This is a genomic window from Caballeronia concitans, assembly GCF_001544615.1.
GTDB classification, from domain to species: Bacteria; Pseudomonadota; Gammaproteobacteria; order Burkholderiales; family Burkholderiaceae; genus Caballeronia; species Caballeronia concitans.
In genome coordinates this window covers 465,205-480,435 of sequence record NZ_FCNV02000002.1, presented here as the reverse complement: position 1 = coordinate 480,435, position 15,231 = coordinate 465,205, and the positions used below count along the sequence as shown (strand labels likewise).

13 protein-coding genes are annotated in these 15,231 nt (G+C 63.3%); 8 read left to right on the top strand and 5 right to left on the bottom strand.

Annotated features, from left to right (window positions below; all coding sequences use genetic code 11):
- Positions 1 to 18 precede the first annotated feature (18 nt).
- On the bottom strand, positions 19 to 1,260 hold the full coding sequence (locus tag AWB72_RS08295; RefSeq protein WP_040050832.1) for a metal-dependent hydrolase family protein: 1,242 nt from the start codon (positions 1,258 to 1,260) through the stop codon (positions 19 to 21).
- A gap of 83 nt (positions 1,261 to 1,343) precedes the next feature.
- On the bottom strand, positions 1,344 to 2,741 hold the full coding sequence (locus AWB72_RS08290; RefSeq protein WP_040050655.1) for an MFS transporter: 1,398 nt from the start codon (positions 2,739 to 2,741) through the stop codon (positions 1,344 to 1,346).
- A gap of 115 nt (positions 2,742 to 2,856) precedes the next feature.
- On the opposite strand from AWB72_RS08290, the gene AWB72_RS08285 reads away from it, so the two are divergent.
- Together AWB72_RS08285 and AWB72_RS08280 are read left to right on the top strand one after the other, a co-directional pair.
- The gene (locus AWB72_RS08285; RefSeq protein ID WP_084592891.1) at positions 2,857 to 3,855 is read left to right on the top strand and encodes a LysR family transcriptional regulator; all 999 of its coding nucleotides are present in this window, start codon (positions 2,857 to 2,859) and stop codon (positions 3,853 to 3,855) included.
- A 156-nt stretch (positions 3,856 to 4,011) separates the two neighbouring features.
- On the top strand, positions 4,012 to 4,758 hold the full coding sequence (locus tag AWB72_RS08280) for a glucose 1-dehydrogenase (RefSeq protein ID WP_040050830.1): 747 nt from the start codon (positions 4,012 to 4,014) through the stop codon (positions 4,756 to 4,758).
- Positions 4,759 to 4,804: 46 nt separating this feature from the next.
- Here the strand turns inward: AWB72_RS08280 and AWB72_RS08275 are convergent, their stop codons facing one another.
- Complete coding sequence (locus AWB72_RS08275; protein WP_040050654.1) at positions 4,805 to 6,103, bottom strand: L-fuconate dehydratase; 1,299 nt, start codon at positions 6,101 to 6,103, stop codon at positions 4,805 to 4,807.
- Positions 6,104 to 6,243: 140 nt separating this feature from the next.
- Between AWB72_RS08275 and AWB72_RS08270 the strand changes: the two genes are divergently transcribed.
- From AWB72_RS08270 to AWB72_RS08250, 5 genes are all read left to right on the top strand, one after another.
- The gene (locus AWB72_RS08270) at positions 6,244 to 7,002 is read left to right on the top strand and encodes a GntR family transcriptional regulator (protein WP_040050653.1); all 759 of its coding nucleotides are present in this window, start codon (positions 6,244 to 6,246) and stop codon (positions 7,000 to 7,002) included.
- A gap of 56 nt (positions 7,003 to 7,058) precedes the next feature.
- The gene (locus tag AWB72_RS08265; protein WP_040050652.1) at positions 7,059 to 8,570 is read left to right on the top strand and encodes a sugar ABC transporter ATP-binding protein; all 1,512 of its coding nucleotides are present in this window, start codon (positions 7,059 to 7,061) and stop codon (positions 8,568 to 8,570) included.
- A 16-nt stretch (positions 8,571 to 8,586) separates the two neighbouring features.
- Entirely contained in the window at positions 8,587 to 9,621 is a 1,035-nt protein-coding gene (locus AWB72_RS08260) for an ABC transporter permease (RefSeq protein WP_040050651.1), read from the top strand.
- Between the two features lie 90 nt (positions 9,622 to 9,711).
- Positions 9,712 to 10,653 (top strand): ABC transporter substrate-binding protein, encoded by a 942-nt coding sequence (locus AWB72_RS08255; protein WP_040050650.1) that lies wholly within the window; start codon positions 9,712 to 9,714, stop codon positions 10,651 to 10,653.
- 236 nt (positions 10,654 to 10,889) lie between these two features.
- Entirely contained in the window at positions 10,890 to 12,587 is a 1,698-nt protein-coding gene (locus AWB72_RS08250) for a tannase/feruloyl esterase family alpha/beta hydrolase (protein WP_244285560.1), read from the top strand.
- A 54-nt stretch (positions 12,588 to 12,641) separates the two neighbouring features.
- Here AWB72_RS08250 and AWB72_RS08245 read toward each other — a convergent pair whose 3' ends face one another.
- Both AWB72_RS08245 and AWB72_RS08240 read right to left on the bottom strand, forming a co-directional pair.
- Positions 12,642 to 13,364, bottom strand: a complete 723-nt coding sequence (locus tag AWB72_RS08245; protein WP_040050648.1) for a sulfite exporter TauE/SafE family protein — start codon at positions 13,362 to 13,364, stop codon at positions 12,642 to 12,644.
- Positions 13,365 to 13,373: 9 nt separating this feature from the next.
- Positions 13,374 to 14,216, bottom strand: coding sequence for an EamA family transporter (locus AWB72_RS08240; RefSeq protein ID WP_040050647.1), 843 nt, complete (start codon positions 14,214 to 14,216; stop codon positions 13,374 to 13,376).
- 101 nt (positions 14,217 to 14,317) lie between these two features.
- Here AWB72_RS08240 and gcvA point away from each other — a divergent pair, with 101 nt between their 5' ends.
- A complete protein-coding gene (gene gcvA, locus AWB72_RS08235; protein WP_040050646.1) occupies positions 14,318 to 15,226 on the top strand; it encodes a transcriptional regulator GcvA in 909 nt (302 codons plus the stop codon).
- Positions 15,227 to 15,231: the final 5 nt, after the last annotated feature.

The following is a 15,231-nucleotide window of genomic DNA, read 5'->3' as shown; positions in this document are numbered from 1 at the left end:
CCACGGCCGCGTTGGAAATTACAGTTCGTTGAACTGAATAGCGCCGCCTTTCATCACGAGCGGAATGCGCTCGCCCTGACCGAGCATGCAGGAGATATCGGCGAGCGGATTGCCGTCCACGACGATCATGTCGGCCCATGCGCCCGGCGCGATGCAGCCGAGCTTCTCCGGCAAGCCGAGCACTTCGGCGGCGGTCGTGGTCGCGGCGAGCAACGCTGCCTTGTTGCCGAGCACTTCCGAACGGATGCGGAATTCGTCGCTTTGCAGGCGCTGCGAAGGCCCGAGCAAGTCTGAGCCGAAGCCCATCTTCACGCCTGCATCGCGATAGATTTCGAGCGAACGCAAGCCCGCCTCGCGCACGTCCTCGATCTTCGCGACGCTTTCTTCGCCGAGGCCGTATTGCGCGCCTTCGGAAGCCAGCGCTTCGTACGTGACGAGCGTCGGCACCACGTATGCGCCGTGGTCGGCCATCAGCTTGGCGGCGGGCGCATCGACCAGATTGCCGTGCTCGATCGTGCGTACACCCCAGCGCACGACACGCGAGATCGCATCGGCGGTGTAGGCATGCGCCATCACATAGGTATGACGTGCGCGCGCTTCCTCGACGATCGCGCGCACTTCATCCTCCGCATAGCCGTATGCGCCGACGGGATCGGTCGGCGACGCCACGCCGCCCGACGCCATGATCTTCAGATGATCCGCGCCCATCTGCAGCTCTTCGCGCGCGGCGCGGCGCACTTCATCGACGCCATCGGCCACGCGTGCAAGCGCGCCCACGCGCACGCAGCATCCGCACGGCGCGCTGTTGCCCATGTAGTCGGAGCGCGCGCGCATGTCGCCGTGTCCGCCGGTCTGACTGAGCGCGCGTCCCGCCACGAAAAGACGCGGCCCGACAGCGAGCCCGCTTTCCACCGCGATCTTGTGCGGATGCCCCGCGCCGCCCGCATCGCGCACGGTGGTGAAGCCGCGCCGGAGCATCGCGCTCATGATGGGCACGGAACGCAGCGTCACGAGGACGTTCGGCATGTGCACTTGCTGCGAGAGATTGAGCTGCACCGCGACCACGTGAACATGCAGATCGATGAGGCCGGGCATCAGCGTCTTGCCCTTCAGATCGATCACCTGCGATGCCGCGCTTTGCAGCGGCTTGTCGGACACTTCCTTGATGAGCCCGTTCTCGACGAGCACGTGATGCGCTTCGCGCAGTTCGCCTCGCGCGGGATCGAGCACGGCAGCATTGCTGAACAGGATGCTTTGCACTGTCATCTTCTCCATGAAAAAGCCGCTGCCCGGGCGTGCGCAGCGGCGTGATGGCTTTGCGTCGTGATGGGTGGCTTATCGCGTCATCGCGCGGATGCTTCGGTCACGGACGTCATGCCCGATGCTTCGCCCGCCGCGATGTCTTCGAGCGAGCGCCCGCGCGTCGGGATACCCATCACCACGACGGCGATCGCGCCGAGCAGCAGGACGACGGTCGTCACGCCGAACACGCCCGCGAAGCCGAACACCGGATAGAGATAGCCGACGAGAATCGGCGAGACGATCGCACCGATGCGCCCGATGGCGGATGCCGTTCCCGCGCCGGTCGTGCGTACGGCGGTCGGGAAGACTTCGGCGGTGTAGGCATAGACGCCCGCGTACGTGCCGTTCATGAAGAACGACAGGAGGATGCCCGCGACCATGATCTGGCCGTTCGTGCTCGCGAACGCCATGCCGAGCGCGCAGGCGCAGCCGCACAACATGTACGATGCGATCGTCGCCTGCCGGCCGATGCGTTCGTTGAACCATGCCGCACTGAAGTAGCCGGGCACTTGCGCGACGTACATCGCGAGCGAATAGCCGAAGCTGCGCGTGATGCTCATGCCGTGCTGGACGAGCAGGCCCGGAATCCACGTGAAGAACGCGTAATAGCTGAAGGTGATGGAGAGCCACATGAGCCACGTCATCACCGTGATGCGCGCCTGGCGGCCCGCCCACAGCGCGCGGAAGTTGGCGATCAGTGTGCCCGTTTCAGCCGATGGCTGGCCGCTCGGCGTCGCGGCTTCCGCGCGCGGCAGTTCGATGCCGCGACGCGCGAAGTCCGCTTCGATATCGCCGAGAACGCGTTCGGCTTCATCGCGACGCTTGCGGCTGTCGAGCCAGCGCGGCGATTCGGGCAGCGAACGCCGCCACCACAACAGCATCACGACGGGCACTGCGGTAATGAAGAGCACCGTGCGCCAGCCTTCGGGAAACGCGGGCACGATGAAATAACCGAGCAGCGCCGCCGCCACGAAGCCGAACGAAAAGAAGCCCGCGAGCGCGCCCGTGAACACGCCGCGATAGCGCTTCGCCACGAACTCCGCGAGATACGGCGCGATGATCGCGCTCTCCGCGCCCGTTCCCATGCCCGCGACGATGCGCGAGGCGAGGAACGTGGGCCATGAATCCGTCATCGCGCTGACGACGGAAGCGACGCTGTAAAGCAGCAGCGCATACATCATCACCTTGCGTCGGCCGATGAGATCGCCGAGCGTGCCCGCGAAGAGCGCGCCGAAGAAATAGCCGATGAAATTGCCGCTGCCGAGCACGCCGGTCTGCACGCTGGTCAGCGCCCAGTCGTGCCGCAGCACGGGCAACACGAACGCGACTGCGGCGGCGTCCATGGCGTCGAAGGCGTAGCCTAAGCCGCCCATCATCAAGAGCCGCCAGTGAAAGCGTCCAAATGGAAGACGTTCGATGCGCGCGGATACGTTCGACACAGGATTCTCCAGAGCAGAGCGGTGCACATGACTTAGCTCGCCATTCTAGGGTCCGCCCGACCTCAATCATATTTATAATCGTGATCCCACACATTGATACGGTGAATGGCTTTCCATGAGCTTTCGAACTCTCGATCTCAACCTGCTGAAGGTGTTCGAAGCGTTGATGACAGAAGGCGCGGTCACGCGTGCGGCGACGAAGTTGTCGCTCACGCAGCCAGCGGTGAGCAACGCATTGAGCCGCTTGCGCGAGGCCTTCGGCGATCCGCTCTTCGTTCGTCACGGCGCGGGCGTCACGCCGACGCAGCGCGCGATGGCGCTGTGGGGACCCATCGGCGAATCGCTGAGCCGCATTCGTGGCGCGCTGGATGAGCAGACGTTCCTGCCCGCGCTCGCCGAAGTCAACTTCAGCCTGTCGATGTCCGACTATGTCGCGGGCATCGTGATGCCGCGCCTCATCACGCGCTTCAGCAAGACCGCGCCCGGCGTGCACTTCCAGACCGTGCCGAACATTCTGCTCGATGCGCCCGCGCTGCTCGAGGGCAATCGCGTGGATTATCTGATCGGCGTGTACGTGAACGAGACGCTGCCGCCGTCGCATATCCGTTCGCTCTCCTTGTGGCCCGTCGAGTACGGCTGCGTGATGCGCCGCGATCATCCGCTTGCCGCGACGGGCAAACTGACCACGCGGCGCTTTCTCAATGCACGTCATGTCGATGTGAGTCTCGCAGGGCAGACGCAGCCTTCGTTCGACAGCTTCCTCGCATCCCGTGGACTGAAGCGCAATCTGGTCGCGACGGTGAATCACTACACGGTCGCATGCGACATGATCCGCGCGAGCGATCTCATCGGCGTATTGCCGAGCGATCTATGCAAGCGCATTGCGCCGAAGGGCGAACTCGTGAGCGTTCGCGCGCCGCTCGAAGCGCCTGATCGCGTGATCAGTCTCTTCTGGCATCAGCGCAATGAAACATCGCCTGCACACATGTGGTTGCGTGAGCAGCTCGTGGAGACGTTCGCGTCGCCCGGACTCGTCGCCAGCGGCAACGACGGCGCACGCACGAAAGCGAAGCGCGTGGGACGCATGTCGTCGCGTTCAGTCAATGCTTCATGAGTTCGCGAGTCGACTAATCCAGAGCGATTGTTCGTGATTTCCCGCCAGTCAATTCGTTTCGAGGCGCTTTATCGCGTTCGACGACCTGTCTACATTTGCACTTAGCAGTTCGGTTCGATGGATGAACCGCCGCAAACCATCTCAAAGGAAATCATCATGAGCAAGCTCGCAGGTAAGGTCGCTGTCGTCACGGGTGCGTCGAAGGGTATCGGCGCTGCTATCGCCAAAGCGCTCGCAGCAGAAGGCGCTTCGGTCGTCGTGAACTATTCGAGCAGCCGGGCCGGCGCGGATGCCGTCGTCGCCGATATCACCGCAGCCAACGGCAAGGCGGTTGCAGTAGGCGGCGATGTATCGAAAGCGGCGGATGCGCAAGGCATCGTGAACGCGGCGGTCGAAACGTATGGACGGCTCGATATCGTCGTGAACAACTCGGGTATCTATGAGTTCGGCACCATCGAAGAGATCACCGAAGAGCATTTCCATAAGCAGTTCAATGTGAACGTGCTCGGCGTGCTGCTCGTGACGCAAGCCGCCGCGAAGCATCTCGGCGCAGGCGCGAGCATCATCAACGTGAGTTCGGTCGTGAGCCGCATCACGCCGGCGGCGTCTGCTGTCTATAGCGGCACGAAGGGCGCGGTCGATGCCATCACCGGTGCGCTCGCACGCGAACTCGGACCGAAGCAGATCCGCGTGAATTCCATCAATCCCGGCATGGTCGTGACCGAAGGCACCAACACCGCAGGCATTATCGGGTCGGACATGGAGAAGGGCATCGTGGCGCAAACGCCGCTCGGCCGCCTTGGCCAGCCGGACGACATCGCGGCGGTCGCGGTGTTCCTCGCATCGGACGATGCGCGCTGGCTGACCGGCGAAAGCCTCATTGCAAGCGGCGGCCTTCGCTGATCGGCGATCGAAAGCATGCCCGGCCTGCGAAAGGCCGGGCATGTATTTAAGTGCGCCAGGCCTCGCCGTCAGGAAACACATGCTTGTCGAGCGAGGCCGCTTTCATTTCGATGCTATAGCCCGGCTGCTGCGGCGGCATGTATCGCCCGTTGCGGATGACGACGGGATCGATGAAATGCTCGTGCAGGTGATCGACATATTCGAGCACGCGATTGTCGAGCGATCCCGACACGCAGATGTAATCGAAGAGTGAAAGATGCTGCACGTACTCGCATAATCCGACGCCGCCCGCGTGCGGACACACCGGCACGCCGAACTTCGCGGCCATGAGCAGCACCACGAGCACTTCATTCAGGCCGCCGAGACGGCAACTGTCGATCTGACAGAAGTCGATGGCCTCAGCTTGCAGCAGTTGCTTGAACATCACACGGTTCTGGCAATGCTCGCCCGTCGCCACGCCGATGGAACCGAGCCGTTGCCGAATGGCGGCGTGACCGAGTATGTCGTCGGGGCTCGTGGGTTCTTCGATCCACCACGGATCGAACTCCGCAAGACGCCGCATGTTGGCCACGGCTTCATCGACCTCCCAAACCTGGTTGGCATCCATCATCAGCTTCGCGTCCGCGCCGATCTCTTCGCGCAGAATGCGCGCGCGCCGCACGTCTTCTTCGAGATCGCCGCCGACCTTCTGCTTGAAATGCGTCCAGCCCTGCGCCACGCCTTCACGCGCGAGGCGGCGAATCTTCTCGTCGTCGTAACCGAGCCAGCCCGCCGATGTCGTGTAGGCCGGATAGCCGCGCTCGAGCATTTCCTTCTCGCGATCGCCGCGCGTCTTCGCATGGCGATTCAGAATGGCGATGGCTTCATACGGCGTGATGGCGTCCGTCACGTAACGGAAGTCCAGACAGCGCACGAGCTCTTCGGGCGTCATGTCGACGAGCAGCTTCCACACCGGCTTGCCTTGCGCCTTCGCCCACAAGTCCCATACCGCATTGACGACCGCGGCCGTCGCGAGATGAATGGCGCCCTTGTCCGGACCGATCCAGCGCAATTGACTGTCCGACGTGAACGCGCGCCAGAACGCGCCCATGTTCGCGGTGATGTCCTCGAGCGTCTTGCCGACGATGAGCGGCTTGAGCGCCTGCACGGCAGCGACGCATATCTCGTTGCCGCGTCCGATGGTGAACGTGAGGCCGTGGCCCGTGAGTCCGGCCGATGAATCCGTTTCGAGTGTGACGTAAGTGGCCGAGTAATCCGGCGCGGCGTTCATGGCGTCCGAGCCATCGAGCGAACGCGAGGTGGGAAAGCGAATGTCCCGAACGGACAGGTTGGTGATCGTGGTCATCAGAAGGTCTCCGGGCGATGGGATCGACTTCGGTCTGCGGGTAAATACCAATGAACACCAGTGAGCTTCAACGTCGCCGTGCGTCTCAACTATTGGCTACGCATTTGCACGCGTTGACAACATCGAATCTGCTTTCTAGCATGCTAGCATCTTCATCGGAAATCAAGCCTGCCGTGAGCACTTCGTCCGATACGACGACTATCAGTACTCCGTATGATGCACTGCACAAAGTAGGCAGCGCACAGCGGGGCAGTCTGACCGATGCGGTCGAAGAGGCATTGCGCGAAGCTATCGTCACGTTGGCGCTCGAACCGGGAATGATGATCGACAAGATAGCAGTCTGCGAGCGCATGGGCGTATCGCGTTTTCCTGTCACCGCCGCGTTGGCGAGACTGGAGCACGCGGGTCTCGTCGAAGTCTTGCCGCAGCGCGGCACGCGCGTGAAGCCCATCGCGTTGCGCGACATTCATCAGCATCTCTTCATCCGCAGCGCGCTGGAAGTCGAAACGGTGCGCGGCGTGGCGCTGAATCTCACGCCCGCCACGCTCGACGCATTGGCCGGCAATCTGGAGCAGCAGCGCGCGGCGGTCGCGAACGGTGAACGTCTTGCGTTTCATGCATTGGACCTCGCGTTCCACGAGATTCTGCTCGACGCGATCGCGTTGCCGCGTGTGAAGGAGATCGTCGCGGTATCGCGCAATGCGCTGGACCGTGCGCGGCAGCTTCTCGCGAGTCCGGAGCGCCTCGTGCATACGCTCGCGGAGCACGAACACATCTTCGAAGCGATACGAAAGGGCGAAGCCGATGCCGCCGCCAAAGCCATGCACGATCATCTCGATCAAGTGGTGGCGGAGTTGCATCGCTCGGCCGGAAAGAGACCGGATCTCTTCGAGCAGTAGCAGTGGATGTTCAGCGGTATCGGCAAGCATGATCGAACCACACGACACGGGACTCCATGACTCCGCTCATTTCCGTCGACAAGCTCAGCAAGCGTTTTCCAGGCGTGCGCGCGCTGCATGAAGTGAAGTTCGACCTCATGCCGGGCGAAATCCATGCGCTGATGGGCGAGAACGGCGCGGGCAAATCCACGCTGATGAAGATACTCGCGGGCGTCTACAGTCGCGATTCCGGCGACATGTTCGTGGACGGCCAGCCGGTCGAATTCACGAGTCCGCGCGAGGCGCAGGCGCTCGGCATCGGCATCATTCATCAGGAACTGCATCTGATGAATCATCTGACCGTCGCGCAGAACATCTTCATCGGACGCGAGCCGCGCAAGTTCATGGGCCTCCTGCTCGACGAAGACAAGCTCAACGAAGCCGCGCGCGACATCCTTTCGCGCATGCACGTGAACCTCGATCCGCGCACGATCGTCGGCACGCTCACCGTCGCGAGCCAGCAGATGGTGGAGATCGCGAAGGCCTTGTCCTTCGATTCGCGCGTGCTGATCATGGACGAGCCCACGTCCGCGCTCAACGACGCCGAGATCGCCGAGCTGTTTCGCATCATTCGCCAGCTGCGCGACCGGGGCGTGGGCATCGTCTATATCTCGCACAAGATGGACGAGCTCGAACAGATATCGGACCGCGTGACCGTGCTGCGCGACGGCGAATATGTCGCGACCGTGAGCACGCGCGAGACGAGCGTGGACACGATCATCGGCATGATGGTGGGCCGCACGCTCACGGACCTGACGTCGTTCCTGGGCGGCTCGGAACAGGGCGATGTCGCGCTCGACGTGAGGCATCTCAACGCGGGGCCGCTCGTGCGCGATGTGAGCTTCACGCTGCGCAAGGGCGAGATTCTCGGCTTCGCGGGCCTCATGGGCGCGGGCCGCACCGAAGTTGCGCGCGCGGTGTTCGGCGCGGACCCGATCGAGTCCGGCGAGATCATCGTGAAGGGTGCGAAGGCGCATATCAAACAGCCGAGCGATGCGGTGGCGCGCGGCATCGGCTATCTGTCGGAAGACCGCAAGCGCTTCGGGCTTGCCACAGGCATGGATGTCGAGTCGAACATCGTCATGTCGAATCTCGGCAGGTTTCTGTGGGCGGGCATGTTCCTTCGGCGCATGCGTATCCGCAAGTCCGCATCGCACTTCATCAGCCTGCTCGCGATACGCACGCCGTCGCCCACGCAGCCGGTGCGTCTGCTTTCGGGCGGCAATCAACAGAAGATCGTCATCGCGAAGTGGCTGGAGCGCGATTGCGACGTGCTCTTCTTCGATGAACCCACACGCGGCATCGATGTCGGCGCGAAGAGCGAGATCTATCGGCTATTGCGCGCGCTCGCCGGGCAGGGCAAGGCCATCGTGATGATTTCGTCCGAACTGCCGGAGATTCTGCGCATGAGCGACCGCATTGTCGTGATGTGCGAAGGGCGCATTACCGGCGAGCTTTCCGCGAGCGAAGCGACGCAAGAGCGCATCATGCAGCTTGCGACGCGGCGTCCCACCCTGCAAGCGGCATGAGCCGCGAGGACCGACCATGAACCAGCCATCCCAGCCTTCCGATAGCGCCGCGCTCGCGGGCCAGCGACGCGCGAGCGGCCTGCGTGCCCGCGTCTTCACGCCGACCGCGCTGCAAAAGCTGCTTGCGTTCGCGAGCCTTATCCTGCTGCTCGTGTTCTTCAGCTTCGCTTCGCCCGCGTTCATGCAGATGGACAACATCCTCGGCATTCTGCAGGCGACGGCGGTCAACGGCGTGCTCGCCATTGCGTCCACGTTCGTCATCATCACGGGCGGCATCGACTTGTCGGTGGGCACGCTCATGACCTTCACCGCCGTGATCTGCGGCGTCTTTCTCACCTACTGGCATTTGCCGATGTGGCTCGGCATCGTCGCGGCCATCGGCACGGGCGCGTTGTGCGGCACCATTTCCGGCACGCTGACGGCGAAGATGAAGATTCCGCCGTTCATCGCGACGCTCGGCATGATGATGCTGCTGAAGGGACTCTCGCTCGTCGTCTCCGCCAACAAGCCGATCTACTTCACCGACACCGAGAACTTCTACATGATTTCGCAGGACTCGCTGATCGGCTACTTCTTTCCGAGCGTGCCGATTCCGAACGCCGTGCTCATTCTGTTCGTCATCGCCATCGTGAGTTCGGTGACGCTCAATCGCACCGCGCTCGGTCGCTACACGTTCGCGCTCGGCAGCAACGAGGAAGCGGTGCGGCTCTCGGGCGTGAACGTGGACCGCTGGAAGATCGCGATCTACGGTCTCGGCGGCGCGATCTGCGGCATCGCGGGTCTTCTGATCGCGTCGCGCCTCAACTCCGCGCAGCCCGCGCTCGGACAAGGCTATGAACTCGATGCGATCGCGGCGGTGGTCATCGGCGGAACGTCGCTGAGCGGCGGCGCGGGAACGATCCTCGGCACGATCATCGGCGCATTCATCATGAGCGTGCTGACCAATGGCCTGCGCATCATGTCGGTCGCGCAGGAATGGCAGATCGTCGTGACGGGCCTCATCATCATTCTCGCGGTGTACGCGGACATTCTGCGGCGCAAGAAGCGTTGAAGAAGCGCTGAAGAAAAGCATCAGACAGGAGCACAACGAGACTCGTGCAAAGAGTCGAAACCGATAGCCTACCTCTGGAGGAGATCCATTATGTTCAAAAGAAGAATCATCGGTGTCCTGATTGGTTTGAGCGCGATCGCCACCGCGACGAGCACTGCCTACGCGGACGAACCCTACATTCCGCTTATTTCGAAGGGCTTCCAGCATCAGTTCTGGCAGGCCGTGAAGTCCGGCGCGGAACAGGCCGCGAAGGAACAGAAGGTCAAGATCAGCTTCGAAGGGCCTGAAACGGAGGCGATGGTCGACAAGCAGATCGACATGCTTTCCGCCGCGCTCGCGAAGAAGCCGCAAGCCATCGGCATCGCCGCGCTCGACAGCAAGGCCGCCATTCCGCTGCTCAAGCGCGCGCAGAACAACAAGATCCCGATCATCGCGTTCGACTCGGGCGTGGACGGCGACATTCCGCTCACCACGTGCGCGACCGACAATCTCGCCGCCGCCGCGCTCGCCGCCGACAAGATGGCCGACGCCATCGGCAATGCGGGCGAAGTGGGCGTGATCGTTCACGACCAGACGAGCCGCACGGGCATCGACCGTCGCGACGGCTTCCTCAACGAGATGAAGGCGAAGCATCCGAACATCAAGATCGTGTCGGTGCAGTACGGTGGCGGCGATCATCTGAAATCCGCCGAGATCGCGAAGGCGATGATCCAGGGCAATCCGAACATCAAGGGCATCTTCGGCGCGAACGAAGGGTCCGCCGAGGGCGCGGCCATCGGCGTGAAGGAATCGGGCAAGAAGCTCGTGCTGATCGGCTATGACTCCGGAAAGGAACAAAAGGCGGACATCAGCTCCGGGCTGATGGCGGGCGCGATCACGCAAAATCCTATCGGCATCGGCAAGTGCGTGGTGGATTCGGCAGTGAAGGCGCTCAAGGGCGAGAAGCTGCCGAAGAAGGTCGATACCGGCTTCTACTGGTACGACAAGAGCAACATGAACGACCCGAAGATCGCGGCGGTGCTTTACGACTGATCGCACGCGGCCGCGCTCGCGCAAGGAGGAAAGTGCATCGGCCTTCTTGCACGATGAAGTGCATATCCCGATTGACGTTCTCCTGCGCTACCGAGGACGATGCGTCACGCCATGCCTTGATTCGCAAGCGAGTCAGCATGGCGTCGCGTTGAAACCCTCGATACAGAGAAGCACACAACCAGGAGGAAGGGGACATGCCAGTAAGATACGGCCGCTCTTTGGTACAACACGGGGTAATGGTTACCGCACCGCTCGCCGCGCTCGCGCTTGCCGCTTGCGGCGGCGGACACGACGACAATTCGTCATCGTCCACGTCCACGTCCACGTCCACGCCGATGACGTGCGCGCAACTCGCGGGCATGAACGTGCCGGCGAGCGCGATCGGCTTGCAGACGACGGGCGCGACCGTCACAGCGGCGACGACTGTGGCGGCATCGGGGACGGGCGTCAGCGCGACGCCCGAGTATTGCCAGGTCGACGGCACCATCGCGCCGGTCGATCAGGCCGCGCCGAAGATCACCTTCCGCATCGCGATGCCCACGCAGTGGAACAGCAAGATCGTGATGCTCGGCGGCGGCGGATACGACGGCACCGTGCCCGCCGTGACCGGTAACGTGCCCGCCGGCCCGACCGCGCAACCCGCGCCGCTCGCGCGCGGCTACGCCGTGTTCGGCAGCGATTCGGGTCACCAGGCCGGCACGCTCGGCAGTCGCGATGGCTCGTTCGGCGTGAACGACGAAGCCGTCGCCAACTTCTCGAGCGATGCGCTCAAGAAGACGCGCGACACGGCTTTCTATCTGCTTTCGAAGCGTTATGCGGTGGATAAACCGCAGCGCGCGTACTTCGCGGGCGGATCGTCGGGCGGACGCGAGGCGCTTGCCGTCGTGCAGCGCTGGCCGCAGGACTGGGACGGCATCATCGCGCTGTATCCGGCGTGGAATGCGGCGACGCTCGACTTGCAATTCGGCCGCATCACGCGGGCGCTCGCGCAGCCGGGCGCGTACCTGAGTCAGGCGAAGCGCAAGGCCTTGCTCGATTCCGCCACCGCCACGTGCGATGCGCTCGACGGCGTGGCCGACGGCCTCATCAGCAACATGCCCGCATGCAATGCGACCTTCGATCCCGCCACGGCCATGCTCAACGGCGCGCCGCTGCGTTGCCCGGGCGGCGGCGATACCGGCCTCACGTGTCTCTCTGATGCGCAGATCACCGCGCTGAAGGTCTACGCGACGCCGATCACGTTTGCGTATCCGCTTGGGAGCGGCGAGACGCAATATCCGGGTTTCAACGTGTGGGGTGCGGACCTCGGTGTCGTGAATCCGTCGGCGTTGCAGGCGAGCGTCATCACGCTGTCGCTGAACCTGTTGCCGCCGGCCAATCCCATGCCTGCGACCGCGCCGTACTTCAGCACCTTCTGGGACCAGTGGATTCGATACTTCGTGGCGCGCGATCCGAACGTCAATTCGCTCAACGTCGATCCTCAGAACCCCGGCGCGTATCAGGCGCGGATCAGTGCGCTCACTGCCGAACAGGACATGAACAAGACGGACCTGTCCGCGTTCAACAAGAAGGGCGGCAAGATCCTGATGGCGCACGGTATGTCCGATGCACTCGTCAGCACGCAGTCCACGGAGCAGTATTACCGGCGGCTGCAGCAGACGATGGGCGCATCGACGGTCGCGAACTTCGTGCGTTACTACGAGATTCCCGGCTACGGGCACTCGGCCAGCAGCATCTTCAACGCATCCTGGGATTCGCTGACGACGCTCGAGAACTGGGTCGAACGTGGCGTGACGCCGCCCGCGCAAACCGTCGCGGATACGGCGGGCGTGCCGGGCCGCACGCGGCCGCTGTGCGAGTATCCTACGTTCCCGCGCTATAACGGCTCGGGCAACGTGAACGTCGCGTCGAGCTTCACGTGCGCGTCGCAGTGAGCTGAATGACGGTCGATGCCGCGGTTTCTTCATGAAGCCGCGGTGTCGTTCGGCTTATCGGCTCGCGGCCCACAGCAGCGTCAATCCCGACGACAACATCAGCGCATCGACGACGAGCCTGAACGCATCCGCCGACATTCTCGCGACGATGCCACGCGCACAGAACGTCCCCGCCATGATCGACACGCCCGTGATCAAGCCCTGCGCGACGATGCTCATCGGCAGCGCGCCCGACTCGCGGAACGTCAGCACTTTTGCGCCATACACGGCGAGCGAACCGGCCGCTTCGGTCGCGAGAAATGCGCCTTTCACGAGGCCGTAGTTCATGAATACGGGCACCGTGATCGGCCCCGTCGATACGACGATGCCCGTCAGAAAGCCCACCACCGCGCCGATCATCGAAAGCTGAAGGAGCGAGAAGCGGATGGACCTGCGTGCGAGCCATCGCCGCGTGGGGACCATCGCCACGAAGAACACGCCGAGCGCGAGATCGACGGTGCGCGAAGGCAGCGCGAGCAGCGTGCGAACGCCGAGCATCGCGCCGGGCACGGCGGTCACGCTATACGCGATGCACGCTTTCCAGTCGATTTCGCGCCACCACGAAAGCACTTTGCCGAGATTGCCGAGGATCGATGCGATCGCCATGATCGGCACGGCGCGCTGCGGCCCGTACATGATGACGAGCACGGGCATGAGCATCATCGACGAACCCGTGCCGATGATACCGCTCAACACGCCGGCCAAGAGCCCGACGACCAGTACGATCACATACCCCATGCAAAGCCCTCACATGCCGAGACACACCGCGCCCGCCGCGACGACCACGCACGCGAGCCAGCGTTTCGCGCTGACCGTTTCGCGCAGGAACACTCTGCCGATCAGCGCCGCGAACACGACGCTCGTTTCGCGCAGCGCCGATACCGCACCCATCGCGCCCGACTGCATCGCCCATATCACGATGCCGTACGCCGCGATCGAAACAAGCCCGCCGACGACTGACGAACCGATGGCCATCGGCGCGTCGCGCAAGGGAGCCCAGAGTGCGGGAAGTCCGCGCATCGTAACGAATAGCAGCGGCATGAGCCAATAGAACATGAACATCCACGCGGTGTACGCGAGCGCCTGTCCGTTCGATGCGCGCACGCCGATGCCGTCGATGACCGTGTAGACCGCGATGGTCACGCCGGTGACGAACGCGGCGAGCGCGCTGGAACGCGACACATGACGGCCCTGCAAAGCGAGCGCCATGATGCCGCCCGAGATCAGCACGATGCCGAACGCATGCAGCGGACCGATCGCCTCGTGCGCGAAGAGCGCCGCGCCCAGCGTGACGAGCATCGGCGACGAGCCGCGCGCGATGGGATATGCCTGCGCAAGATCGCCGCGTTTATACGAGCGCACGAGGCTCACGTTATAGACGATATGCACGAGCCCAGAAGCGACGATGCAGGGCCACGCGGCATCGGCGGGCAAGGGCAAGGCGATCACCGCAACCGACGATACCGCCGCCATCGCGATGCTCATCCATGTCATCGAAAGAAAGCGGTCGCGATTGCCGTGCAGCATCGCGTTCCAGCTTGCGTGGAGCAGGGCGGCGAGGAGCACGAAGCCGCCGGTGTAGCTGAGCATGCGGAATCCGATGATAGACGGGATATGGCGAAGAATAACTATCTTGTCCGGGTCCCACAAACCAGATAAATTGGCTCGTCACGTTAGATTTGCTCTTGCGAATGAAAAGAGACCTGCCTTCGCTGAATGCGTTGCGCGCGTTCGAAGCTGCGGGACGGCTCGGCAGTTTCAAGAGCGCCGCCGCCGAACTGCATGTCACGCAAGGCGCCGTGAGCCAGCAGGTGCGGCTGCTCGAAGCATGGCTCGGCGCATCGCTGTTCGAGCGGCGGAATCGGCGCGTCGTCCTGACGGCGGCGGCCGAGGCTTATCTCGCGGAGATCGGTCCGTTATTCGAGCAACTCGCGCAGGCCACCGCGCGATACGGCCTATCCAAAGCCGTGCCGCGAACGTTGTCCGTGAATGCGCCCGCGACATTTGCCTTGCGCTGGCTCGTGCCGAGACTCGCGGGGTTTCGTGCGGCGCATGTTGATATCGACGTGAACGTGGAGACGTCCAACGAGCCGCTCGAAGCGCTGAAGGAAGGCTACGACGTCATCATTCGCGGCGGTCCCGATACGTTCTATGGCTATTCGATGAAGCCGTTCCTTTCGGAGGAGCGTCTGCCCGTATGCAGCCCCGCGCTGTTGCAGCGCGTGCCGTTACGCACGCCCGCCGACTTGCATCGGCACACCATGCTTCATACGTCGAGCCTGCCGCGACTGTGGCCGGACTGGCTCACGAAGGCGAATGTCCCCGGATTGCGGCCCAATGCGGTCGTCACGTTCGATCACTTCTATCTGACGCTGCAGGGCGCGATCGACGGAATAGGCGTTGCAATGGGACCGACCGCGCTCGTCGCCGACGATCTCGCCGCCGGCCGTCTCGTCATGCCGTTCGAAGGGCCGCGTCTGCCGTCGCGCGTCTATTGCACGTACATACCAGAGGCGAAACCTGCCGATGAAGTCGTGACGTTATTCTGCGCATGGCTGCAAGGGCAAGGCCATCTTGCACAACGCGATGCATCGGCGTGACCGCC